Source organism: Leifsonia sp. SIMBA_070, from assembly GCF_046534635.1.
In the GTDB taxonomy this organism is placed as follows: domain Bacteria; phylum Actinomycetota; class Actinomycetes; order Actinomycetales; family Microbacteriaceae; genus Leifsonia.
Genome location: NZ_JAWRYK010000001.1, coordinates 1,157,570 through 1,179,923, shown reverse-complemented (window position 1 = coordinate 1,179,923; position 22,354 = coordinate 1,157,570). Strand labels below are relative to the sequence as shown.

The 22,354-nt window shown below is 70.3% G+C and carries 19 protein-coding genes; 15 read left to right on the top strand and 4 right to left on the bottom strand.

The genetic code is table 11. The features are described from left to right. Positions 1–18: 18 nt before the first annotated feature. Positions 19–705: a TetR family transcriptional regulator gene (locus SB754_RS05515; protein WP_410781346.1), complete on the bottom strand. Its 687-nt coding sequence runs from the start codon at positions 703–705 to the stop codon at positions 19–21. Between the two features lie 118 nt (positions 706–823). Here SB754_RS05515 and SB754_RS05510 point away from each other — a divergent pair, with 118 nt between their 5' ends. Then, positions 824–3,724 carry an MMPL family transporter gene (locus SB754_RS05510; protein ID WP_410781345.1) on the top strand — a complete coding sequence of 967 codons (2,901 nt, stop codon included), beginning with the start codon at positions 824–826 and terminating at the stop codon, positions 3,722–3,724. After that, the gene (locus tag SB754_RS05505) at positions 3,724–5,604 is read left to right on the top strand and encodes a YhgE/Pip family protein (RefSeq protein ID WP_410781344.1); all 1,881 of its coding nucleotides are present in this window, start codon (positions 3,724–3,726) and stop codon (positions 5,602–5,604) included. Before SB754_RS05510 ends, SB754_RS05505 begins: the two co-directional genes overlap by 1 nt. Positions 5,605–5,680: 76 nt before the next feature. Here the strand turns inward: SB754_RS05505 and SB754_RS05500 are convergent, their stop codons facing one another. Beyond that, the gene (locus SB754_RS05500; protein ID WP_410781343.1) at positions 5,681–6,835 is read right to left on the bottom strand and encodes an SLC13 family permease; all 1,155 of its coding nucleotides are present in this window, start codon (positions 6,833–6,835) and stop codon (positions 5,681–5,683) included. Between the two features lie 62 nt (positions 6,836–6,897). Between SB754_RS05500 and SB754_RS05495 the strand changes: the two genes are divergently transcribed. Together SB754_RS05495 and SB754_RS05490 are read left to right on the top strand one after the other, a co-directional pair. Further along, positions 6,898–7,116 carry a hypothetical protein gene (locus SB754_RS05495; RefSeq protein ID WP_410781342.1) on the top strand — a complete coding sequence of 73 codons (219 nt, stop codon included), beginning with the start codon at positions 6,898–6,900 and terminating at the stop codon, positions 7,114–7,116. A 98-nt stretch (positions 7,117–7,214) separates the two neighbouring features. Continuing rightward, entirely contained in the window at positions 7,215–7,721 is a 507-nt protein-coding gene (locus SB754_RS05490) for a hypothetical protein (protein WP_410781341.1), read from the top strand. A gap of 57 nt (positions 7,722–7,778) precedes the next feature. Here the strand turns inward: SB754_RS05490 and SB754_RS05485 are convergent, their stop codons facing one another. Further along, positions 7,779–9,155: a glucose-6-phosphate dehydrogenase gene (locus SB754_RS05485; protein WP_410781340.1), complete on the bottom strand. Its 1,377-nt coding sequence runs from the start codon at positions 9,153–9,155 to the stop codon at positions 7,779–7,781. Positions 9,156–9,184: 29 nt separating this feature from the next. Here SB754_RS05485 and SB754_RS05480 point away from each other — a divergent pair, with 29 nt between their 5' ends. The 3 genes from SB754_RS05480 to SB754_RS05470 are packed head-to-tail and all read left to right on the top strand — an operon-like array spanning position 9,185 to position 11,768. Then, a complete protein-coding gene (locus SB754_RS05480) occupies positions 9,185–10,960 on the top strand; it encodes a glycoside hydrolase family 15 protein (RefSeq protein ID WP_410781339.1) in 1,776 nt (591 codons plus the stop codon). Next, positions 10,957–11,262 (top strand): ATP-dependent Clp protease adapter ClpS, encoded by a 306-nt coding sequence (gene clpS, locus SB754_RS05475; protein WP_410781338.1) that lies wholly within the window; start codon positions 10,957–10,959, stop codon positions 11,260–11,262. The genes SB754_RS05480 and clpS overlap by 4 nt, the downstream gene beginning before the upstream one ends. After that, entirely contained in the window at positions 11,259–11,768 is a 510-nt protein-coding gene (locus SB754_RS05470; protein ID WP_410781337.1) for a DUF2017 domain-containing protein, read from the top strand. Before clpS ends, SB754_RS05470 begins: the two co-directional genes overlap by 4 nt. Positions 11,769–11,785: 17 nt before the next feature. On the opposite strand, the gene SB754_RS05465 is transcribed toward SB754_RS05470, so the two are convergent. Next, positions 11,786–12,907 carry a hypothetical protein gene (locus tag SB754_RS05465; protein ID WP_410781336.1) on the bottom strand — a complete coding sequence of 374 codons (1,122 nt, stop codon included), beginning with the start codon at positions 12,905–12,907 and terminating at the stop codon, positions 11,786–11,788. Between the two features lie 181 nt (positions 12,908–13,088). Here SB754_RS05465 and SB754_RS05460 point away from each other — a divergent pair, with 181 nt between their 5' ends. The 8 genes from SB754_RS05460 to SB754_RS05425 are packed head-to-tail and all read left to right on the top strand — an operon-like array spanning position 13,089 to position 22,354. After that, on the top strand, positions 13,089–15,167 hold the full coding sequence (locus SB754_RS05460; protein ID WP_410781335.1) for a hypothetical protein: 2,079 nt from the start codon (positions 13,089–13,091) through the stop codon (positions 15,165–15,167). Next, positions 15,164–16,183, top strand: a complete 1,020-nt coding sequence (locus SB754_RS05455; RefSeq protein WP_410781334.1) for a LacI family DNA-binding transcriptional regulator — start codon at positions 15,164–15,166, stop codon at positions 16,181–16,183. Before SB754_RS05460 ends, SB754_RS05455 begins: the two co-directional genes overlap by 4 nt. Before the next feature lie 26 nt (positions 16,184–16,209). Continuing rightward, a complete protein-coding gene (locus tag SB754_RS05450; protein ID WP_410781333.1) occupies positions 16,210–17,517 on the top strand; it encodes an ABC transporter substrate-binding protein in 1,308 nt (435 codons plus the stop codon). A 2-nt stretch (positions 17,518–17,519) separates the two neighbouring features. Continuing rightward, positions 17,520–18,476, top strand: coding sequence for a carbohydrate ABC transporter permease (locus SB754_RS05445; RefSeq protein ID WP_410781332.1), 957 nt, complete (start codon positions 17,520–17,522; stop codon positions 18,474–18,476). Then, complete coding sequence (locus tag SB754_RS05440) at positions 18,476–19,393, top strand: carbohydrate ABC transporter permease (protein WP_410781331.1); 918 nt, start codon at positions 18,476–18,478, stop codon at positions 19,391–19,393. The genes SB754_RS05445 and SB754_RS05440 overlap by 1 nt, the downstream gene beginning before the upstream one ends. Continuing rightward, positions 19,390–20,412, top strand: coding sequence for a hypothetical protein (locus SB754_RS05435; RefSeq protein ID WP_410781330.1), 1,023 nt, complete (start codon positions 19,390–19,392; stop codon positions 20,410–20,412). Before SB754_RS05440 ends, SB754_RS05435 begins: the two co-directional genes overlap by 4 nt. Next, complete coding sequence (locus SB754_RS05430; RefSeq protein ID WP_410781329.1) at positions 20,409–21,470, top strand: glycosidase; 1,062 nt, start codon at positions 20,409–20,411, stop codon at positions 21,468–21,470. Before SB754_RS05435 ends, SB754_RS05430 begins: the two co-directional genes overlap by 4 nt. A gap of 41 nt (positions 21,471–21,511) precedes the next feature. Beyond that, a complete protein-coding gene (locus tag SB754_RS05425; RefSeq protein ID WP_410781328.1) occupies positions 21,512–22,354 on the top strand; it encodes an NAD(P)-dependent oxidoreductase in 843 nt (280 codons plus the stop codon).

Below are 22,354 nucleotides of genomic sequence, written 5' to 3'. Positions count from 1 at the left end.
CGGACCCTTGGGGAACGCTCAGATCCGCTCGGTCAGCGCCAGGAGGATGGCCGGAACGGACGCCGAGAGCCGCTCGGTGAAACTGCGCTCGTCGTCTGCGAGCACCGCACGCGCCTCGCCGTTGGCGCAGAGCTCGGCGATGACCCGGACCGCCTCCTCCGGGTCGATGGTGAACCGGCGGCGAGCGCTGCTGAGGGCCTCGACGACGATCTCGGTGAGGTCGGCGAAGAACTCGTCCTGGTAGCGCAGGTAGTCGGCGGCGATCGAGTGGTCGCGGAGCGCCATGAGCTGGAACTCGGCCTGCACGAGCCACCAGCGGCGGTCGTCGGATTGCAGCTCCAGGATGCGGGTGATGGTCTGGACGACCTCCTGGTCGCCGAGCTCTGCTCCGTGCTGCCCGACGAGCGGGGTCAGGAACTGGGCGACGCCCGTGTCGAGCTGTTCCAGCCGCATCGTCTTCTCACGCTCCATCAGGGCGAAGAAGAGCTCCTCTTTGCTGGAGAAGTTGGAGTAGAAGGCGCCGCGCGTGAAGCCTGCGGCTTCGGCGATGGTCTCGACGCTTGCCGCGCGGACGCCGTGCTCAGCGAAGACCTCGAACGCCGCGTCGAGGAGGCGCGCCCGGGTGCGCTGACGGCGTGCCGATTCGGTGGGCGCGTCGTCGGGCCCATCGGCCGGCGCGGCCTTACTGAGAGTCGTGCTGTTCAAGCTGAAACCTTCCTGAATCCGACTTCGATACAGCAGTGTATCCGATACGGTTCTGTACGGATACAAGGATGTATCGAACCCTTGTCGTCGCTTTCGGTACTCACCCACTGGAGAACCCGTGTCCTCGCTCCTGTACTCGGTCGGCCGGTGGGCCTACCGCGCCCGCCGCTTCGTCGTCATCGTGTGGATCGCCCTCCTCGCCGTGCTCGGCGGCGGCGCACTGCTGTTCAACCAGGGCACCGACAACAGCTTCAGCATCCCGGGAACGGAGTCGCAGGAGGCTCTCGACACGCTGAGCCGCACGTTCCCGCAGGTCAGCGGCACGACGGCGCAGGTCGTCGTCGTCGCTCCCGACGGTCAGACCGTCGATGACAGCGACGTGAAGCAGCCGATCGAGAAGGCTGTCACCGCGATCGGCGACATCGCTGGCGTCTCCGGCGTCTCCTCGCCGTACTCGAAGCAGGTCAAGAACCTCATCTCGGACGACCGCTCGGCCGCGATCATCACGGTCCAGTTGAAGGGCCAGATGACCACGGTGACCGACGCCACCAAGACGGCGGTCAAGGACGCAGGAGCCGACCTGGCGAAGCAGCTGCCGGAGGGTTCGAAGTCCGCGGTGGGCGGCCAGCTGTTCTCGCAGAACCTGCCGACGCTGTCGGCCACAGAGCTGATCGGCGTCGGCGTGGCACTCGTCGTCCTCATCGTGACCTTCGGGTCGTTCCTGGCGGCGGGCATGCCGCTGATCACCGCCCTGCTCGGCGTCGCCATCTCGATGTGCCTGATCTTCGTGGCGACGTTGTTCGGCTCCATCTCGTCCACCACTCCGATGCTGGCCCTCATGCTGGGTCTCGCCGTCGGGATCGACTACTCGCTCTTCATCATCAGCAGGCATCAAGGCCAGCTGAAGGCGGGAGTGCCACCGGAGGAGTCGACCGCGCGTGCGGTGGCGACGGCGGGCTCCGCCGTGCTCTTCGCCGGCATCACCGTGATCATCGCGCTCGCGGGCCTCGCGGTCGCCGGGATCCCGTTCCTCACCACCATGGGCATCGCCGCGTCCGCGGCCGTCGCGGTCGCGGTGCTGGTCGCGCTCACGCTGACGCCGGCGATGCTCGGCTTCGCGGGAGCGCGGCTCACGCCCGGGCGCCGCAAGGCCGCCCGTGCGGAGAAGAAGCGGCGACGCGCCGAGACCGCAGCCGACGCGGACAACGCAGCGGATGCGACGGAGGCCGCACCCGAACCGGCGACCGCTGCGCCGTCCATCGCGCACGCGGCGACTGCCGAAATCCCCGGCGGGTTCTTCCGCGGCTGGGTCCGGGCGGTCACGCGCATCCCGATCGTCACCGTGATCGCGGTGATCGTCGGGCTCGGTATCGCCGCCATCCCGGCCCTGCAGCTGCGACTGGCCCTCCCCGACGCCGGCTCGCAGCCGGAGAGCTCCCCGGCGCGCGTCGCGTACGACCTCGTCTCCGACCACTTCGGCCCCGGCTACAACGGTCCGCTCATCGTCACCGGGTCGATCATCTCCAGCACCGACCCCGTCGGGCTGATGACGAAGATCGGCGACGAGATCGCCGATCTTCCCGGCGTCGCCTCCGTTCCGCTCGCCACGCCGAATGCGACCGCCGACACGGGGATCGTCCAGGTCGTCCCGACGACAGGCCCGAACGACCAGAAGACCGCCGACCTGGTCGCCGAGATCCGCTCCAAGCACCAGCACTTCCTCGACGAGTACGGCGTCGACCTCAAGGTCACCGGTAACACGGCCGCGCAGATCGACGTGTCGTCCCGGCTGGGCGACGCCCTCCTCCCCTTCGGCATCCTCGTGGTCGGGCTGTCGCTCATCCTGCTCACGATGGTGTTCCGCTCCATCGCCGTGCCGATCAAGGCGGCGCTCGGCTACCTGCTCTCCGTCGGCGCCGCGTTCGGCGCCGTGACCGTCGTCTTCGAGTGGGGCTGGCTCTCGGATGTCATGCACGTCGACAAGACGGGCCCGATCATCTCGTTCATGCCGATCATCCTGATGGGCGTGCTGTTCGGCCTCGCCATGGACTACGAAGTGTTCCTGGTCAGCCGGATCCGCGAGGACTACGTGCACGGCGGGAACGCACGGCGTGCCATCCAGAGCGGGTTCGTCGGCTCGGCGAAGGTCGTCACCGCTGCCGCGATCATCATGATCTCCGTCTTCGCCGCCTTCGTGCCGGAAGGGGACGCCTCCATCAAGCCGATCGCCCTCGGGCTCGCCGTCGGCGTCTTCGTCGACGCCTTCATCGTCCGCATGACGCTCGTACCCGCCGTACTGCAGCTCCTCGGCGACAAGGCCTGGTGGATGCCGCGCTGGCTCGACCGCATCCTCCCCTCGTTCGACGTGGAGGGCGACGGCCTGCAGAAGGAGCTGGAGCTCGCCGACTGGCCGGAGCCGGGATCCGGCGCCGTCGCCGCGGCCGACGGGCTGAGCGTGACCGCTCGCAAGCGGCAGCTGGTCGGCGACGTGTCGTTCCGCCTCGGCGACGGCGAGGTGCTGGTCGTGCACGGCGGCGACCGCACTGCGGCGCTCGCCCTGCTGATGGCGATCACCGGCCGCACCCGCGTCGACCAGGGCACCGTCAAGGTCGCCGGCTTCGTCCTCCCCACCCGCGGTTCCGCGGTCCGCTCGCGCACCTCCGTCGTTCGGATGGATGCCGCCGAGACGCCGGTCGACGACCTCCGGCACGCGCTCGCCAGCCGGCCGCAGCTGCTCGCGCTCGACGCCGTGGACAGCATGACCGACCCGGTCGAGCGCCGCCGTATCCGCGCCGAGCTGACCGCCGCGCTCAGCCGCGCCCGCGTCGAGGAGCGGCCGTTCGCCCTCGTGGTCAGCTGCGTCGACCCCTCCGGGCTGGACGATCTCCTGCCCGACACCGCAGAGCCCACGTCCGTCGACCTGGACGACGAGCCCCGGGCCTCCGCCGTCCCCGCTTCCGACACCTCCGACCCCGACCGCGCCGAGCACGGCGCCCACCTCGAGAAGGCCAACGCCTGATGACGACCCCCACCTCCCCGCTGCGCCGCCCGCGCTCCCTGTTCTCGCTGGAGCGGATGCGCTCCGACAAGCGCGTCACCTGGCTGACCATCGTCGGCATCCTGCTGGTGCCGATCGTCATCGGCGGACTGCTCGTCTGGGCGCTCTGGAACCCGACCGAGCGACTGCACGACGTGAAGGCGGCGGTCGTCAACCTCGACCAGCCGGTGAAGGTCAACGGACAGACGGTGCCGCTCGGGCGGCAGATGGCCGCAGGGCTGCTCGACACGAAGAGCGACAACTTCAGCTGGGTGCTGACCGACCAGAAGGACGCGAACAAGGGACTGGCGAGCGGCGAGTACGTCTCGGTCGTGACCATCCCGAAGAACTTCTCGAAGGCCGCCACGTCGACCGCCGGCTCGGCGGCCGACGCCACGCAGGCGACCATCGACGTGCGGACCAGCAAGGAGTCGAAGCTCGTCGACCCGGCGATCAGCCAGGCGGTCACCACGACGGCGACCTCGGTGCTCAACAAGCAGCTGACGTCGACGTACATCGCGAACGTCTACGTCGGGTTCAACACGCTCAGCGAACAGCTCGGCACGGCGGCGACCGGCGCGGACCAGCTGTCGAGCGGGCTCACCCAGCTCGCCGGCGGCACGCACCAGCTGGCTGATGGGGCCGCGCAGCTCTCGACCGGCGCGTCCTCGCTGGCGAGCGGGATCTCGCAGCTCTCCGACGGCACGTCCGGGCTGGCGGATGGACTCGGGACGCTCGCCGCGAACGGTCCGGCTCTGCAGCAGGGCGCGCAGAAACTGGCCGACTCCGCGACCGCCACCTCGTCCTCCCTGACGCCCGCCGCGAGCGGGATCACCGCGGCGACCCAGCAGAACTGCGCGCCGCCCATCGTCGATCCGAAGCTCGGGGCGCTCTGCAGCGCGCTGGCCGGCCAGCTCACCAACCTCAACACCGCGCAGGCATACGCCGCGGGCGTGGCGACCGGAGCGCAGACCTTCGCCGGGCAGCTCGGCCAGTACACCGGAGGCGTGGCGCAGTCCGCCTCCGGCGCCCAGCAGCTGGCCTCCGGCGCGTCGCAGTCGGCGGACGGCGCCCAGCAGTTCGCGACCGGCGTGCAGCAGCTGAGCGACGGCATCCCCGCGCTCGCCTCGGGCGCCGACCAGTCGGCCTCCGGAGCGTCGTCGCTCGCCACCGGCCTGCACACCGCCGTCACGCAGCTGCCCAGCTACGACAGCGGCGAGCGGACGAGCCTGTCCAAGGTGGCCGCGGAGCCGGTCACGCAGAAGGCGTCGGGGACGACCGCGTTCGGAACGTCGAGCATCCCGCTGTTCGCCTCCGTCGCCCTGTGGCTGGGCGCGCTCGCCACCTTCCTGGTGCTGCAGGCGCTCTCCCGCCGTGCGCTGCTCACCTCCCGGGCCGCCGGGCTGATCGCGCTGGACGGCTTCGTGCCCGCTGCGGTCCTCGGCGTCGTGCAGGGTGCGCTCGTCGCCGGCGTGATGGCGCCCGCCCTCGGACTGGACGTCGGGCACTGGTTCGGCTTCGCCGCACTGGCCGCTGCCGCCGGGGTCGCGTTCGCCGCGGTGAACCACGGGCTCGTCGCCCTGCTCGGCGGTATCGGGCGGTTCCTCTCGATGCTGGTCGTGGTGGTGACCCTGGCCTCCGGCATCGTCTCGACGGCGCCCGGCTTCTTCGACGCGGCGCTCCCCTGGCTGCCGACGTCGCCCGCGATCACGGCGCTTCAGGGGGCCATCGACGGCTCGGCGAACGCGTGGCGCGGCTTCGGCGGCCTGCTCCTGTGGGCGGCGTTCGGGTTCGCGCTCGCACTGATCGCCGTGGCCCGGCGACGCGTGATCAACGCGGCGCAGCTCCTCCCGGCGGAGTAGTGCATCGAGTGGTCCCGACATGCCGTCACGCCTGCAGGCGTAACGGCATGTCGGGACGAGTAGTTTGCAGCCGGGGTCAGACGGTGAGCGCCAGGGCGACGGTCGCCAGCACCACCGTCACCGGCGCGACGATCAGCCCGAGCAGCATGTACCGGCTCCAGCGGATCTCCACGTCGAACGAGGTCAGCCGCTGGTGCCAGAGGAGGGTCGCCAGCGACGCCCACGGCGTGATCAGAGGGCCCGCGTTCACCCCGATCAGGAGGGCCGCGAGCCGGGCAGGGCTGTCGGCCACCGGCTCCAGCGCCAGGTAGGCCGGGAGGTTGTCGATCGCGTTCGCGCCGACCAGCCCGGTGAGCGACAGGCGCAGCAGTGCGAGCGGCGAGTCGCCGGTGCCGGAGACCGCCGCCATGAGCGCGCCCAGGCCGATCGCGTGCAGCGCCTCGATGAACAGGAAAAGCCCGGAGGCGAGCAGCACCAGCTGCCACGGGAGCAGACCGAAGCGCACGACGCCGCGCCGTCGGACGAGGAACACCACGGCGAGCAGCAGGGCCGCGATCGTCGTCGGCAACCAGACCGGCAGTCCGGACACGAGCAGCGGGATGAGCGCCACCACCACGGCGCCGGACACCCAGAACAGCACCCGGTCCTCGATGCCGTCCTCCTCCCCCGTCTCGTAGCGGACGACCAGCGACTTCCGGGCGATGACGAACACCACGATCATCGGCACGACGATGGCGACGAGCGCGGGCGCCAGCATCAGCGCGGCGAAGGCCGCGGGGGTCGGGTCGCCCATCGTGTGCTGGGCGAGCAGATTCGTGAGGTTCGACACCGGGAGCAGCAGGGAGCCGGCGTTCGCCATCCACACCGTCGTCAGGGCGAACGGGAGCGGGCTGAGCCCGGCGTGTCTGGCCATCACGATGACCACCGGCGTGAGCAGCACGGCGGTCGTGTCGAGCGACAGGAAGATCGTGCTCAGCGCGGCCACCACGACCACCAGGAGCCACAGCACCCAGGCGCGTCCGCGGCCCCACCGCGCGGTCTGCTGTGCGAGGACGGTGAAGACGCCGGCCTCGGCCGCCAGCTCGGTCACCACGGTGATGGCGACGACGAACAGCAGGATGGGCCAGACGCGGTCCCACAGCGCGACCGCCTCCGCGATCGGTAGAAGGCCCGTCGCCACGGCGATGCCGCCGAGCACGAGGAGCACGGCGCCCACGATCGCGGTGCGCATCCTCCTCCTCCCGGTCCCGACGGTGGAAGCGTACGCTACGGGACGACAGCGAAAGGAACGGGATGCGCAAGTACCTCTTCAATGGAGCCGTGCTCAGTGCGGCCTTCGGCCTGTGGACCACCGTCCAGTCGTCCAAGAAGGGCGTGCGCGACTGGCGTGTCCCCCTGATGTGGATCAACGCGGCGATCTCGCTCGCTCTCGCCGTCGGAGCGGTGCTGCAGGAGTCGAAGGAGGCCTCCGAGCGCGAGTCGACGCCCATCGGCGCACGAAAGGGCCGTTGACCCGGAGATTTCCGCAGAATTCCCGGCGTGTTGCGCCGTGTCGCACCAGAAACGTCCAGGACACTTGTATTCAAAGGTGAACCTGGAAGGGGTGCGCGATGTTTGGTCGTAGGCGACACGCTGCGGCAGAGCCGGCGGCTCCGGTTCCGCAGCTGACGGATGCCCAGATCCTCGAGCTCGTGCACACCAAGGTGGCCGAGCTGATCGGTGAGAACGGCGAGTGGACGGTCGTCCGCCGCGCGAACGACGACACCGACACCATCTTCCACTCGATCCTCGCCCAGTCCGTCTCGGTCGGCATCGCCGCCGCGATCGCGGAGGCCCGCCGACGGCTGGAGGCCGGGGAGTCGCTCTCCGAGCCGCAGCACCTCGCCCCGGCGGTCACCGACGAGCCGGTGGCTGTCGCGGTCGCTGTCGACACCGAGGTTGCACCGACGGCTACGCAGGTCGACGCCGATGCTCCCCACACAGTGGTGGAGGCTCCCGTCGCCGAGGCCGAGCCGGCCGCGTTCAGCTGGGAGCCCGCACCCATCACGCAGTGGACGGACCTCCGCAAGCCGGTGACCGGCGAGTTCCCGCTCGTCTCGCACCGCACCGCCGCCTGAACCGGACGACGCCGACCGCGGCAGCGCTCAGCCCAGCCGACTTCAGCCCAGCGGACTTCAGCCCAGCGGCGTCCAGTCCGCCGGCCCCTGCGACCCCGCCGGGTATTCCTCGATCGGTACCCTGCCGTCGCGCCACGCGCTGAGCACCGGCTCCACGATCCGCCAGCACTCGACCGCCGTGTCGGCCCGGACCGACAGCGTGGGGTCGCCGTCGAGGATGCCCTCCAGGACCTCGCCGTAGGCCAGCAGCGCGCCAGGACCGAATTCGGCCTTCAGCGTGGCGCGCTCCAGCTCGTACGGGTCGTCGGAGCCGTTGATGTTGATCTCCAGCGACATCTCGTCCGGCGCGAACATCAGCCGCAGCTTCACCGGCTCCGATGCGCCCGTGAGCCCGACGGGAACCTGCCGTGCCGGAGCGAAGGTGATCACCATCTCGCGCCGCCTGCTCCCGAGGGCTTTCCCGGAGCGCAGCGTGAACGGCACGCCCTTCCAGCGCCACGTGTCGATCTGCAGCGTCACCTCGGCGAGTGTCTCGGTCTCCCGCGACCGGTCGACACCGCTCTCGTCGGCGTAGGCCGGCAACGTGCGGCCGTCGATCTCGCCTGCTGCGTAACGGGCGCGGCGGCTCGCGGCGACGGGATCGCCGTCCCAGACCTTCGTCGCGCGCAGCACGAGCTGCTTCGCGTCGCGCAGGTCTTCCGCGCCCAGCGTCGAGGGCGGCTCCATCGCCAGCACGGCCATCACCTGCAGCAGGTGGCTCTGGATCATGTCCATCAGTGCGCCGGCGCCGTCGTAGTAGCGGGCGCGGCCTTCGAGAGCGAGGGTCTCGTCGTAGATGACGTCCACGCTCTGGATGTGCAGCCCGTCCCAGATCGGCTCCAGGATGCTGTTGGCGAAGCGCACCCCCAGGACGTTGAGCACGCTCGACCGGCCGAGGAAGTGGTCGACCCGGTGGATCTGGTCCTCCGGTACCAGCTGGGCGAGCTGCGCGTTCAGCGCGATGGCGCTCTCCCGGTCGGTGCCGAACGGTTTCTCGAGCGCCAGCGTCAGCCCCTTCGGCAACGGGAACGTGCCGAGCGCCCGGCACGCCTTCGCCGTGATCGCGGGTGGAAGCGCGAAGTACAGTCCTGGTACGCCCTCCACGGCGTCCAGCAGGCTCTTCAGATCGTCGGCGCTCGTCGCATCCGCCTTCACGTAGCGGGTGCTCGCCAGGAGCCGATCGACGGCCTCGCCCTTCGCCTCCACGGTGGCGAACGACGTCTGGACGATCGAGCGCCAGCCGTCATCGTCGAGCTCGTCGCTGCTCGACCCGACCAGCGTGAAGGCTCGATCGGGCTGGTCTGTGAGCAATTGTCCGATGGCGGGGAGCAGGAGGCGCGAGGTCAGATCGCCTGATGCTCCGAGAATCACAAGAGTGTCCACGGACTGCGTCATGCCGATCACAGTACGGCCATACTGGGAATATGTCGCTCCCCATCGAGGATTACGCCCTGATCAGTGACTGCTTCACCGGGGCCCTCGTCGGGAAGGACGGAAGCATCGACTGGCTGTGCCTTCCGCGCTACGACTCCCGCTCGATGTTCGGCGCACTGCTCGGCACAGAAGACCACGGCCGCTGGCTGGTGGCGCCCTCCGACGCGTCCGCCATCAGCACCCGGCAGTACGAGAAGGACACGATGATCCTGGTGACCCGGTGGGTGACGCCCACCGGCGAAGTGGAGGTCACCGACCTGATGCCGATGGACGACCACCGCGCCGACATCATCCGGCGGGTGCGTGGTGTCAGCGGGAAGGTGCGCATGCAGCAGGACCTGCGCATCCGGTTCGGCTACGCCTCGGCCATACCGTGGGTACGACAGGAGAAGTCGGAGCACCCGCACGCACTCATCGCGGTCGCCGGCCCGGACGCGATCGTGGTGCGCGGGACGGAACTCCACGCCGCCAACCACTCGCATCAGGGGACCTTCACCGTCGCCGCCGGCGAGACGGTCGACCTCGTCCTCACCTGGTTCCCCTCGCATCGGGTCGCTCCGCCTGCGCTCGACGTCGAGTCCGCCTTGCAGCACACCCGCGAGTGGTGGACGGACTGGGCCGGCGGCTGCGAGCACCAGGGCCCGTACCGCGACGAGGTGGTGCGCTCGCTCCTCCTGCTGCGTGCGCTCTCGCACCTGGAGACCGGCGGCATCGTCGCCGCCGCGACGACCTCCCTGCCGGAGGCTTTCGGCGGCGAACGCAACTGGGACTACCGCTACGTCTGGCTGCGCGACGCCTCCCTCACCATCGCCGTCCTCCTCGCCCACGGCTACAACGACTACGTCGACCACTGGCGCGACTGGCTGCTGCGCGCGATCGCCGGCGACCCGGGCGACGTGCAGATCATGTACGGACTGGCCGGTGAGCGCGACCTCGACGAACGCATCATCGACAGCCTCCCCGGCTACCAGGGCGCGCATCCGGTACGGATCGGGAACGGCGCGTCCACCCAGTTCCAGTCCGATGTGGTCGGCGAGGTGATGCTCGCCCTCGACCGCGGCCGCCGCGCCGGCAACCCGGAGACACGCTTCTCGTGGGCGCTGCAGCGGGCGCTGATGGGCTACCTGGAGCAGCATTGGCGCGAGCCCGACCACGGCATCTGGGAGATCCGCGACGAGCCCAAGCACTTCACCCACTCCCGGGGCCTGGTCTGGGCCGCCTTCGACTGCGCCATCCGCGCGGTCGAGCAGTACGGTCTCGACGGCCCGGTCGAACGGTGGAAGCGGGAGCGCGAGGCCATCCGTGCCGACATCGAGGCCAACGGGTTCGACGCGCACCGCGGCACGTACGTGCAGCATTTCGGCTCCACCGAAGTGGACGCCTCCCTGCTGCAGCTCGCGCAGGTCGGGTACGTCGACGCCGACGACCCGAGGATGCTCGGCACCGTCCGGGCGCTCGAGGAGGACCTGCTCCGCGATGGGCTGCTGCTTCGGTACCGCACCGAGACGGGCGTCGACGGCCTCCCGCCTGGCGAGCACCCGTTCCTCGCCTGCTCGTTCTGGCTGGTCGAACAGTACGCCACCTCCGGCCGTCGGGAGGACGCCGTCCGGCTGATGGACCGGCTCGTCGGCCTGGCGAACGACGTCGGTATGCTGTCCGAGGAATACGACGTGGAAGGCCACTCGCACGCCGGGAACACGCCCCAGGCGCTGACGCACCTCGCGCTGGTCCGCGCCGCGGACGCGATCGGGGGCGTCGCGCTGTGAGCTCGGCCCCCGCGACCGAAGCGGGAACACTCGAGGACACCAGGACCGACGAGCTCCTGGAGCTCGGTTCGCCCTGGATCACGATCGTCTGGAACGACCCCGTCAACCTGATGAGCTACGTGACGTACGTCTTCCAGACCTACTTCGGCTTCCCCCGCAAGGAGGCGGAGCGCCTGATGATGCTCGTCCACACCGAGGGCAAGGCGGTCGTCGCGACCGGCACGCGCGAGGAGATGGAACGGCACGTGGAGGCCATGCACGACTACGGCCTCTGGGCCACGCTCCGGAAGGCGGACCAGTGATCCCGTTCCGCCGCCGGCGGGACGGCACGGTGTCCGCGCGCTTCCGGCCGGATGAGGCGCGGCTGCTGCTCTCGCTGGCCGAGGAGGCGGTGGAGCTGGCGCGCGCCTCCGCGGCGGAGGATCTGGACGGCGCCCCGGGCGATCCCGCCCTGCGGCGGCTGCTGCCGGATGCCTACCCGGACGACCCGGAGGCGTCGGCCGAGTTCCGCCGGTTCACCGCGGCCGGGCTCGCCGAACGCAAGGAGGCCGGCGCGCGGACGGTGATCGAGACGCTCGGCGACGCGCTCGACGGCCCGGTGACCGTCTCCCTGGACGCCGCGCAGGCGACCGCCTGGCTGCGGACGATCACCGACATCCGGCTGGTCCTCGCGGCGCGACTGGGCATCCACCAGGACGGCGACGAGGGCGAGATCCACGACCAGGATTCCGCCATGCAGCGGGCGGTATACGACTGGCTCGCCGCCGTGCAGGAGTTCCTGGTGCTGGCGGTCCGTCCCCGCCGCTGAGCGGTGATACCCGCGGGTCAGACGGGGTAGCGCACCGCCGCGGCGGCGGCGCCTCCGCCCGGGACGTCCTCCCCGCGCAGGGCGTAGACGGGGGCGTTGGAGGTCAGCACCCGTCGCGCGATCTCATCCACCACCCCGTAGTCGCCCTGCGCGTCGTCCGGGCCGAAGGAGATCGCGCCGGTCTCCTCGTCGACTGTTCCGGGGACGCGGCGCTCGATGTCGATCACCAGGGACTCGATCGCGCCGAAGGTCGCCGCGCGGGCGATGTCGCTCAGGTCGACGAGCGCCGTGCCCGCGGCGATGCGCGATTCGTAGGTCTGGCGGAGAGCGGCCACCTTGCTCGCGTACAACCGGTCGAGAACGCCGCGCGCGGCGGCGGCGAGCTCGGCGTCCGTCTTGTCCTCCGGGTTGCCGGCGATCGTCTCGGCGACCAGCCGGGGGTGCTCCGCCGCGCCCCGGAAGATCCCGGTGAGCGGTTCGGACGACGCGAGGATCAGCGGCTCGGTGGAATTCGCGAGCACCGGGCGCAGGGCGCGATCGATCGCGTGCACGTATTCCAGCATCCGGACCTTCTGGCCCTCGGATCCCTGGACGCGGCCATCCGGCGACCGGCCGCTCACCGACGAGAGGCCGACCGCCGCTGCGACGTCACGCGGCATCCCCGGTACGTCGACGCGTTCCGGAGGGAGATCCGGCGTGATGTGGAGCAGCCGCACCGAGTTGCCCGCCAGCGCCAGGATGAGCGCCGACTGCGGAAAAGTCAGCGCCCGCAGCAGGGGCTTCACGTAGAAGCGGTCCGCAACCTCGCAGGACGTGCCGAGCCGGTTCGGCAGGCGGAACGTCTCGGCCAGGTCGCCGTCGAGGAACACCGCGAGGGATCGGGACTGGTACCGCCAGAAGTCGCGGTCGTCGAGGATGCGCTCCCCCTCCAGATGCACCGCCCGGATGCGGGCCTTGTCGACCTTCAGCTCCTCCAGAGCCCGCGCGGCGCTGGCGAGGTGGTTCTTGAGCTCGATGCGCGCCCGGTCGGCCTCGGCCGGCGTCGTGCCGGTCGGAAGGTAGATGCTCACACAGCCGGGCTTCCGCAGCGCGGCGATCTGTTCGACGTCGGCCTTGGTGGGAATGTCCTTGTACTCCACAGGTGATCCTCCTGCCCCATCGGTGCGGCGCGGTCGGTCGCGGTGCGGCCAGTCTGGTCGCGGGCCGGGGGCGTCCGCAAGAGTCCGCATTGACTTTCCCGAGAGCTGGGCCTACCGTCCTTTAAACCGGTTTAGATGACGCCCTGGATCCTGGGGCGCGCAACCATGAGGGGCCGCGACGATGCGCAACCGAGAAGTCACCATGCCGCGGGCGGCGCTCGCCCTCGTCCTCGGGACGGCACTCGCCGTCACCGGTGCGGCACTGCCCGCCCAGGCCGCGAATCCCGGCGTGAACGTCACCAGCGAGGCCGCCACCCCGGCGCCGGCGAAGCTCACCAACCTCTCCCACCTCGACTTCCTGCTCGACGACGTCCCACTCCTGCCGGGGGTCGCGGGGCACACCACCTACCGGGCAGCGGAGGAGCCGACAGCGCGGGCGCCCTGGGTCTACGCCGACCGGCAGTCCGACGGGAGCTTCCATCGCGTCGGCGGCGGCCCGATCACCGATGCGGCACGCGGGTGGTACGCACAGGGCGCCTACGACGCGGACGACATCTCGCGTGCCGCCGTCGTGTACCTGCGCGACTGGAAGCAGAACGGCACGGCGAGCAGCCGCACCAGCGCGTACGAGCTGCTGCGTTCGCTGACCTATCTGCAGACCTCCGAGGGCCCGAATTCAGGCAATGTGGTGCTCTGGCAGCAGCACGACGGCACGCTGAACCCGTCCGCGATTCCGAAGGAGCTGCCCGACCCGTCCGACTCGGCCGAGTCGTTCTGGCTGGCACGAACCGTGTGGGCACTCGGCGAGGGCTACGCGGGCTTCCGGTCTGCCGACCCGGCCTTCGCGTCGTTCCTGGCCGATCGCATGCACCTCGCGCTCGGCGCGCTCCAGCGTCAGTCGCTCGGGCAGTACCCGCAGACACAGGTCGCCGACGGGGTGACGGTCCCCGGCTGGCTGATCGTCGGCAGCGCCGGTGCGACCGCGGAGGCCGTGCTCGGCCTGAGCGCGTTCGTCGGCGCCCAGCCGGGTGACACCACGGCGCGGACAGCCCTCGCGCGCTACGCCGACGGCGTCTCCCGGCTGCAGAGCGGCGGCATCGGCCAGTGGCCGTTCGGAGCACTCCTGCCGGAAGCGAACTCCCCGACGTTCTGGCACGCCTGGGCCGGCATGCAGCCGGCAGCCCTCACCGCGGCCGCCGGCGTGCTCGGCGACACCCGGCTGCAGACCGCGGCGTCGACGGACCTGGCCCAGTTCACCGCGCAACTGCTCACCACCGGCGGCCCGGACAACGGCTGGACACCCACGCCCGCCGACCGCACCCAGATCGCGTACGGCGTCGACTCCCGCCTCGAAGGACTGGTCGCCGCCTCCGACGCCACGCACGCGACCGGGCTCGCCGCTCTCGCCGGGGCACAGGCCGCGTGGTACTTCGGCGCCAACCGCGCCGGGACGCCCGCCTACGATCCGGCGACCGGTGTCTGCGTCGACGGCATCGCCGCCGACGGCACGGTCAACCGCAACTGCGGAGCCGAGTCGGTCATCCACACCGAGCTGAGCATGCTGGCCCTGGATGCGCATCCCGCGATCGCCCGCGCAGCGACCTCGCTCACCCGGACCGCCGTCACCGCTGGACTCACGGTCGTGGAGGCCGAGAGCGGCACGACCACCGGCCCCGTCACCACGGTCACCCCGCCGTCCGCCTGGACGGGCTCGGCCAACTGGTCCGGCGGCGCCTACCTTCAGGCCGCAGACGGCTCGACGGTGACCATCGCGCTTCCCGCCGGTCACCCGGCCGCGCGCATCCTGCCGATCGCCGACCTCGGCCCCGGTGGTTCGGGGACGACCAGCTGGACCGCCGCTGTCGGTCGCTTCGCGCTTCCCCTCGGACACAGCGACAACGTCCGCGCGGGAGAGCAGGGCATCGCCCCGAGCCCGGTGTTCCTGCTCCCCCAGACGCTGCCCGTCCCGGTTCCCGCGCAGGCGACGGCTCTGACCGCGACCGTCCACGGCACCGCCCGGCTCGACGCCGTCATCGTGCAGCCGGTCGTCTCGCATCTGGGCCTCACCGGCAGCTCCTCCCTCGACGTCTACGTGAACGCGACCAAGCTCCCCGTTCCTCAGCGGATCGACGCGTCGGCACCGGTGACGGCGACTGCGTACGACTTCGCGGGCCGCCTGGTCGGGCGGTCGCAGACCGTCGGCGCCCACGGCTTCGTGGTCGTGCCGCCGGGCGGCTTCACCACGGTGAGCCCGCGATGAGCCCGGCCAACGTCACGATCAACGACGTCGCGCGGGTTGCCGGCGTGAGCAAGTCGCTGGTGTCGCTCACCCTCAACGACCGGCCCGGTGTCAAGAACGAGACGCGTGAACGTATCCTGCAGACCGCGAAGGAGCTCGGCTGGACGCCGCACCCCGGCGCACGCGGACTGACCACGCGACGGGCGTACGCGCTCGGTCTCGTGCTCCGCCGCGAGCCGCGCACGATCGAGGTGGACCCGTTCTTCGCCGCCTTCATCGCCGGGGTCGAGACGGTGCTGTCCGAGCGCGGGAACGTCCTGGTCCTCACCGTCGTGCCCGACGCTGCGGCCGAAGAGCGCGCCTACGCACGCCTGGCCGCCGACAAGCGGGTCGACGGCTTCCTCCTCACCGACCTACTCGCCGACGACGCGCGCATCCCCCTCATCGAGCGGCTCGGCTCGTACGCGGTGTCGCTGGGCGCCCCTCCCGGTGGCAGCCCGTTCCCGGTCATCACGCGCGACTACGACGCCGGCATCGACGACCTCGTCGCGCACCTGGTGGGGCTGGGTCACCGCCGCATCGCGCACGTGTCCGGCGACGAGCGGATGCTGCACGGACTCCGGCGCCGGGAACGCTTCGAACGGTCGGCCCACGAAGCAGGACTCCGCCCTCTCATCGTCCCCACCGACTTCTCGCCCGAGCAGGGGGCTGCCGCCACAGCCGCCCTGCTCGACGGCGAGGACCGCCCCACGGCGATCGTCTACGGCAATGACCCGATGGCCATCGCCGGGATGGGCGTCGCGCACGAACGGGGGCTCGACCTGCCGGGCGAGCTCTCCGTCACCGGACTGGACGGCTCCCAGATCGGGTCGTTCGTCTACCCGTCCCTCACCACCCTCGACAACGACCCCGGCGGCTGGGGCATCGCCGCCGCCACCGCATTGCTGCGGCTGGTGGAGGACGGGGAGCCGGGCGATGTCGCCCTGCCACCCGCCCGCCTGGTGGTGCGCGCCTCGACCGCGCCGCCGGCCCGCTGAACCCTCACCCCCACGAAAGGCACACCATGCGAAACAACACTCTGCGACGGGGCAGATTCGCCGCCGCCCTCCTCACCGCCGGCGTGATCGCCGGAACGCTCGCCGCCTGCGGGTCGAGCGGAGGAGGCTCCAGCGACGCCATAAAGGCCCACGGCCCGATCACCATCTGGTACTCGAACAACGCGCAGGAGGTGCAGTGGGGCAAGTCGATGGTCTCGGCCTGGAACTCCGCGCACCCGAAGGAGCAGATCAAGGCTCAGGAGGTTCCCGCGGGCAAGAGCACGGAGGAGGTCATCGGCGCCGCGATCACGGCCGGCACGACCCCGTGCCTGGTCTTCAACAACCTCCCCGCCGCGACCGGCCAGTGGCAGAAGCAGGGCGGACTGGTCGACCTCTCCACGTTCTCCGACGGCGCGAAGTACATCGAGGCCCGCAGCGGTGATGCGGCGAAGCAGTACAAGTCCGCCGACGGCGACTACTACCAGATGCCGTGGAAGCAGAACCCGGTGATGATCTTCTACAACAAGGCCATCTTCCAGAAGGCCGGCCTCGACGCGAACAACCCGAAGCTCAGCACCTACGCCGACTTCCTGGCCGCTGCCCAGAAGATCAAGTCCTCCGGAGCTGCCCCGTACGCCATCTACCCGGCGCCGACCAGCGAGTTCTTCCAGGTGAACTTCGACTACCTGCCGCTTCTGGCCGCGCAGACCGGCGGGAAGACGTTCATCGAGGACGGCAAGGCGGCGATCACCAGCCAGGACTCGCTCGACGTCGCGAACTTCTGGAAGCAGATCTACAGCGACAAACTCGCCGGCACCGAGCAGTACCAGGGCGACGCGTTCGCCGACGGCAAGGCCGCCATGGCCATCGTCGGCCCCTGGGCCATCGCCTACTACGGCGACAAGGTCCAGTGGGGTTCGGTCCCCGTCCCGACCAAGGACGGCAAGTCCGCCGACGAGACCTACACCTTCCCGGATGCGAAGAACATCGGCATGTACACCTCCTGCAAGAACCAGGGCACGGCGTGGGATGTGATCAAGTTCGCGACCAGCAAGGCGCAGGACGGCAAGCTGCTCGACGTGACCGGCCAGATGCCGATCCGCACCGACGTGGCCACCACGTACGCCGACTACTTCAGCGCGCACCCGGCGTACAAGGAGTTCGGTGCGCAGAGCGCCCACACCACCGACGACCCGACCGGCACCAACACGATCGCCCAGATGCAGGCTCTCCGCGACGCCTACACGAAGGCCGTCGTGAACGGCAGCGGATCGGTCGAGGACGCCTTCAAGGCGGCCGCCCAGAAGATCGACAAGCTCCAGGCGCAGAAGTAGCCATGACCACCACCTCCGCTCGTCCGGCGGCGGGCACAGCGCCCGCCGCCGGCACCGGCCGGCGCCACCGCGCGCCGCTGGTGCAGCGCATCCTCGGCCGGAACCCGCTGGGCTGGCTGTTCAGCGCGCCGTACATCGTGTTCGTGCTGGTCATCTTCGCGTTCCCGCTGTGCTTCGCGGTGTACATGTCGTTCTTCGACTACTTCTTCGCGGCGCCCGGCGCGAACGTCGACCGGCCGTTCGTGGGACTGGACAACTACGTCCAGGCGTTCACGGATCCCGCCGTACTGCAGTCGTTCGCCAACGTCGGCATCTTCCTGATCATCAACGTGCCGCTCACCGTCATCCTGTCGCTGCTGCTCGCCTCCGGGCTCAACAGCATCGTGCGGTTCCGGACGTTCCTCCGGGTCAGCTACTACGTGCCGTACGTGACCGCGAGCGTCGCGATCATCGGCGTCTGGCTGTTCCTGTTCGGACAGAACGGGCTGGTCAACCAGATCCTGGGGCCGCTGGCGCCGAGCCCCAGCTGGCTCTCCAGTCCGGTGCTCGCCATGCCGACCATCGCGATCTACGTGACCTGGAAGGGCCTCGGGTTCTACATCCTGCTGTACCTCGCGGCGCTGCAGAACGTGCCCACCGAGCTGTACGAGTCGGCCGCCACCGACGGTGCAGGCAAGGTCCGGCAGTTCTTCTCGGTGACCGTCCCGGGCGTCCGCCCGGCGACCGTGCTCGTGCTGCTGCTCTCCACGATCACCGGCGCGAACCTGTTCACCGAGCCGTACCTCCTGACCGGAGGCGGCGGCCCGGACGGGCACTCCACCAGCCCCGTGCTGCTCATCTACCAGCAGGGCATCCAGCAGGGCCACCCGGGGTATGCGTCCGCGATCGGCGTCGTGCTGGTCATCGGCGTGCTGATCATCGGCTGGCTCCAGAACCGCTTCGCAGGAGGGAGGGACTGATGACGCAGACAGCACCGCGCATCGACGCGCTCGAACCGACAGGGCGCGGCAAGCGCCGCAGGGACCTGGCAGCGCCGCGCCGGCTCAGCCGTCGGCAGGCGATCCTGCAGGGGATCGTGCTCACCCTCGGGGCCATCGCATTCCTGTTCCCGTTCTATTACATGTTCATCGGGTCGCTGCAGACCTCGCCTGACACCTCGGTCGCGGGCGCCTTCCCCAATCCCGGGAATCTGACGCTCCAGAACTACGCCGAGATCAACTCGCGCATCAACCTGCTCACCGGCCTGGTGAACTCCGGGATCTTCACCGGAGGGGTGCTGCTCGGGACGGTGGTCTTCGGCGTGCTCGCCGGCTACTCCCTGGCGATCCTGCAGTGGCGCGGCCGTGGCGTGACGTTCGCGCTGGCCCTGCTGGTGCAGACCATCCCGTTCCAGCTGCTCATGATCCCGCTGTACGTGCTCATCGCACGCAACTACGGCCTCGCCGACAACTACCTGGGGATGATCCTGCCGTTCGTCATCAACTCGGCGGCGGTGCTCATCTTCCGGCAGTACTTCCTCCAGCTGCCGCGCGAGCTGTTCGACGCTGCTCGAGTGGACGGCACCGGTGAGTTCACCCTGCTCTGGCGGATCGCCCTCCCCCTGGTCCGCCCGGCGCTGGTGACGGCTCTGCTGCTCACCTTCATCGGACCGTGGAACGAGTTCCTCTGGCCGTTCCTCATCACGAAGGAGGCGAGCCTGCAGCCGCTGGCCGTCTCGCTGGCGAACTACATCTCGACGGTCGCCGGGTCGAGCACGAACCCGTACGGCGCCATCCTGGCCGGTGCGGTGGTGCTGGCAGCTCCCGTCGTGGTGCTGTTCATCGTGTTCCAGCGCTACTTCACGTCCAGCGACCTGGGATCGTCGGTCAAAGGATGAGCCCGCTCACACCACCCGCCGACCGCGACGCGCTGCTCGCCGGCTACCGGGAAGCGCTGGCGCACACCAACGCGCTGACCGATCGCATCTCGACCGACCAGTTCTCGGCGCACTACCCGGAGCGCCCGGACTGGGCGATCGGGCCGTTCGAGCGGGACGACGCGCTCACCTTCCGGCTCGACGGGCAGTGGGACGACCCCACCGGCATCGGATGGACGAGCGACTCGATCTTCAACCCCACGGTGATCGAGCGCGGCGACGAGCTGCACCTGTTCTACCGCGCGTCGCCCCGGAAGGAGTCGACGTCGAGCAGGATCGGGCATGCCGTCCATCGAGACGGCGCCTGGCACGACTCCCCCGCCAATCCGGTGATCTTCCCGACGCTCGCCACGGAGGCTCTCGGCTGCGAGGATCCGAAGGTCTACCGGCTCGACGACGGCTACGTGCTCTTCTACAACGCCATCTGGCGCCGGGAGGACGGCTCCGTCGCCGTCGACATCATGTCGGCGGTCTCGGACGACCTCGACCACTGGGAGAAGCGCGGACTCGTCGTCCCGTACGACGTGTCCGAGTACTGGGCGAAGGGGGCGGTGATCCCTCGCGACGAGCACGGCCGGGCCGTCCGCATCCGGGGCGAGTACCTGATGTTCCTGTCGGAGGGATGCGGTGGCCGCCCGATGGTCGGGCACTCCGCCGACGGGCTGGACTGGCGGTTCGCCGAGCAGCCGTACCTCGACCTGTCGACGCTCGGCGGCTCGCTCTACGAGGTGGCCTGCGCGGCCGTCGACGGCGACCGCCTGGTGCTCGACTTCTTCTACGCGGACGAGCACGGCGACTTCGCCGCAGCCCAGGCGCTCTACGACCGGGACGAGCCCTTCCGGCAGCAGGCGCTGAACCGGGGCGGCTCGCTCGCCTGGGGCGGTCTGACGAAGCTCGGCGGCCGCTGGTCCTTCGCTCAGGGCTGGGATGCTCCCCCGTCCGAGCGCGAACTGTACTTCTACCGGGAGGTGGACGCATGACCCCGTTTCCGTATCGGCTGTCTCGCGCCGGCGTGGTGATGACCCCCGTCGCGGGCGATCCCCTCGAGGCGGAAGGTGTGCTCAACCCCGCGTCCGGCCGCGGGCTCGACGGCGAGCTGTACCTCCTGCCGCGCCTCGTCGCCGAGGAGAACGTCTCCCGCATCGGACTCGCCCGCGTCGTCGTGGAGGACGGCGTCCCGGTCGCGGTCGAGCGGCAGGGCGTCGTACTGGAGCCGGACCGCCCGTTTGAGCGAGGCCGCAGCAACTCCGGAGTCGAGGATCCGCGCGTCACGTTCATCCCGGCCCTCGGGCTGCATGTCATGACCTACGTCGCCTACGGGCCGCTCGGTCCGCGCACCGCGGTCGCGGTCTCCGACGACCTGCGCGCCTGGCGCCGCCTCGGACCGGTGTCGTTCGAGTACGACGACGAGCTGGGGATCGACCTCGCCCTGTTCCACAACAAGGACACCGTGTTCTTCCCCGAGCCGGTCACCGCTCCCGATGGCACGCCGGCTCTCGCCGTGCTGCATCGGCCGGTCTGGGACCTCGGCGATGTCCGGCCGGGCGAGGGGGAGCATCCACCCGCCCGCGAGAGCAGGCCCAGCATCTGGATCGCCTTCATCCCGCTCGACGCCGTGCGCGCCGATCTGCGCGAGCTGGCGCGGTGGCGGCAGAACCGGTTCCTGGCCGGGCCTGAGTTCCCCTTCGAGGAGCTGAAGATCGGGGCCGGGCCTGCGCCCCGACGGGTGCCGGAGGGCTGGCTGCTGCTCCACCACGGCGTGACCGGACGGCTGGAGCGGGGGGTCGCGCAGCAGAAGAACGTCAACTACGCGGCCGGCGCGATGATCCTGGACGGCGACGAGCCGTGGCGCGTCATCGACCGGACGGAGGAGCCCCTCCTTTCGGCCGAGACGGACGACGAACGCAGCGGCATCGTGCCCAACGTCGTCTTCCCGACCGCGATCGAGACCGTCGACGGACGCGACTGGGTCTTCTACGGCATGGCGGACTCCAAGATCGGGGTCGCTCTGCTCGAAAGGAATCCCAGCGCCGGCTGACCCCCTTCCGCTGCGGGACGGGCAGGCGCAGAGTGGGGCCCATGGACATCACGCTGCTCGGGCTCGGCCGGATGGGCCGAGAGCTCGTCACCCACCTCATCGACGCCGGGCATACGGTCACCGTCTGGAACCGCTCCCCTGGGCCCACAGAGACCGTCGGCCGGCGCGGAGCCCGGGTCGCAGCGACGGCGGCAGAAGCAGTGGAGGGCGCGGAGGCGGTGGTGACCGTGCTCTTCGGCCCGGACGCGGTGCGGGAGACGGTGATCGAACCGGGACTCCCCCTCCCTTCCGGTGCGCTCTGGATCGACGTCACGACCGTCGCGCCGTCCGACGCGGAGGAGTTCGCCGCCTGGGCTTCCTCCGCCGACGTCCGCTACGTCCACAGCCCGGTCGTCGGGTCGCTCGCTCCCGCCCGCGCCGGGAGCCTCGCGGTCCTCATCGGCGGCGAGCGGGAGGCGGCCAAGCAGGCGCGCTCGATCGTCAGTCTGTGGGCGGATCCGGACAAGATCCGGACCTTCGATGCGCCGGCGAAGGCGGCCGTCGCCAAGCTCGTCGCGAACCTGGCCCTCGCCATCTCCATGGAGGCGCTCATGGAGACCCTGCGGCTGGGTGAGGCAGGCGGGATGTCGGCCGAGGAGGTGCTGGACGTCCTGCCGCTCACGACGATCGCCCCGATCGCCGGAATGAAGGGACCAGTGGTCACGTCCGGCAGTTTCGACGACACGCAGTTCTCCGCCTCCCTGCTGGCCAAGGACCTCCGGCTGATGCTCGCCACGGCCGACGCCGCGCTCCCGGCGGCCGCGCTCGTCGCCGCCGAACTGCAGCGGGCCGTGGAGGCCGGGGACGGGGAGAAGGACTTCTCGGTCATCGCGCGCGATCGTTAG

Coding starts and splice junctions, on each gene's coding strand:
- SB754_RS05450 (WP_410781333.1), top strand. CDS start 16,210: ATGCGAAACAACACTCTGCGACGGGGCAGATTCGCCGCCGCCCTCCTC.
- SB754_RS05485 (WP_410781340.1), bottom strand. CDS start 9,155: ATGACGCAGTCCGTGGACACTCTTGTGATTCTCGGAGCATCAGGCGAT.
- SB754_RS05425 (WP_410781328.1), top strand. CDS start 21,512: ATGGACATCACGCTGCTCGGGCTCGGCCGGATGGGCCGAGAGCTCGTC.
- SB754_RS05505 (WP_410781344.1), top strand. CDS start 3,724: ATGACGACCCCCACCTCCCCGCTGCGCCGCCCGCGCTCCCTGTTCTCG.
- SB754_RS05455 (WP_410781334.1), top strand. CDS start 15,164: ATGAGCCCGGCCAACGTCACGATCAACGACGTCGCGCGGGTTGCCGGC.
- SB754_RS05445 (WP_410781332.1), top strand. CDS start 17,520: ATGACCACCACCTCCGCTCGTCCGGCGGCGGGCACAGCGCCCGCCGCC.
- SB754_RS05460 (WP_410781335.1), top strand. CDS start 13,089: ATGCGCAACCGAGAAGTCACCATGCCGCGGGCGGCGCTCGCCCTCGTC.
- SB754_RS05480 (WP_410781339.1), top strand. CDS start 9,185: ATGTCGCTCCCCATCGAGGATTACGCCCTGATCAGTGACTGCTTCACC.
- SB754_RS05430 (WP_410781329.1), top strand. CDS start 20,409: ATGACCCCGTTTCCGTATCGGCTGTCTCGCGCCGGCGTGGTGATGACC.
- SB754_RS05490 (WP_410781341.1), top strand. CDS start 7,215: ATGTTTGGTCGTAGGCGACACGCTGCGGCAGAGCCGGCGGCTCCGGTT.
- SB754_RS05500 (WP_410781343.1), bottom strand. CDS start 6,835: ATGCGCACCGCGATCGTGGGCGCCGTGCTCCTCGTGCTCGGCGGCATC.
- SB754_RS05435 (WP_410781330.1), top strand. CDS start 19,390: ATGAGCCCGCTCACACCACCCGCCGACCGCGACGCGCTGCTCGCCGGC.
- SB754_RS05495 (WP_410781342.1), top strand. CDS start 6,898: ATGCGCAAGTACCTCTTCAATGGAGCCGTGCTCAGTGCGGCCTTCGGC.
- SB754_RS05440 (WP_410781331.1), top strand. CDS start 18,476: ATGACGCAGACAGCACCGCGCATCGACGCGCTCGAACCGACAGGGCGC.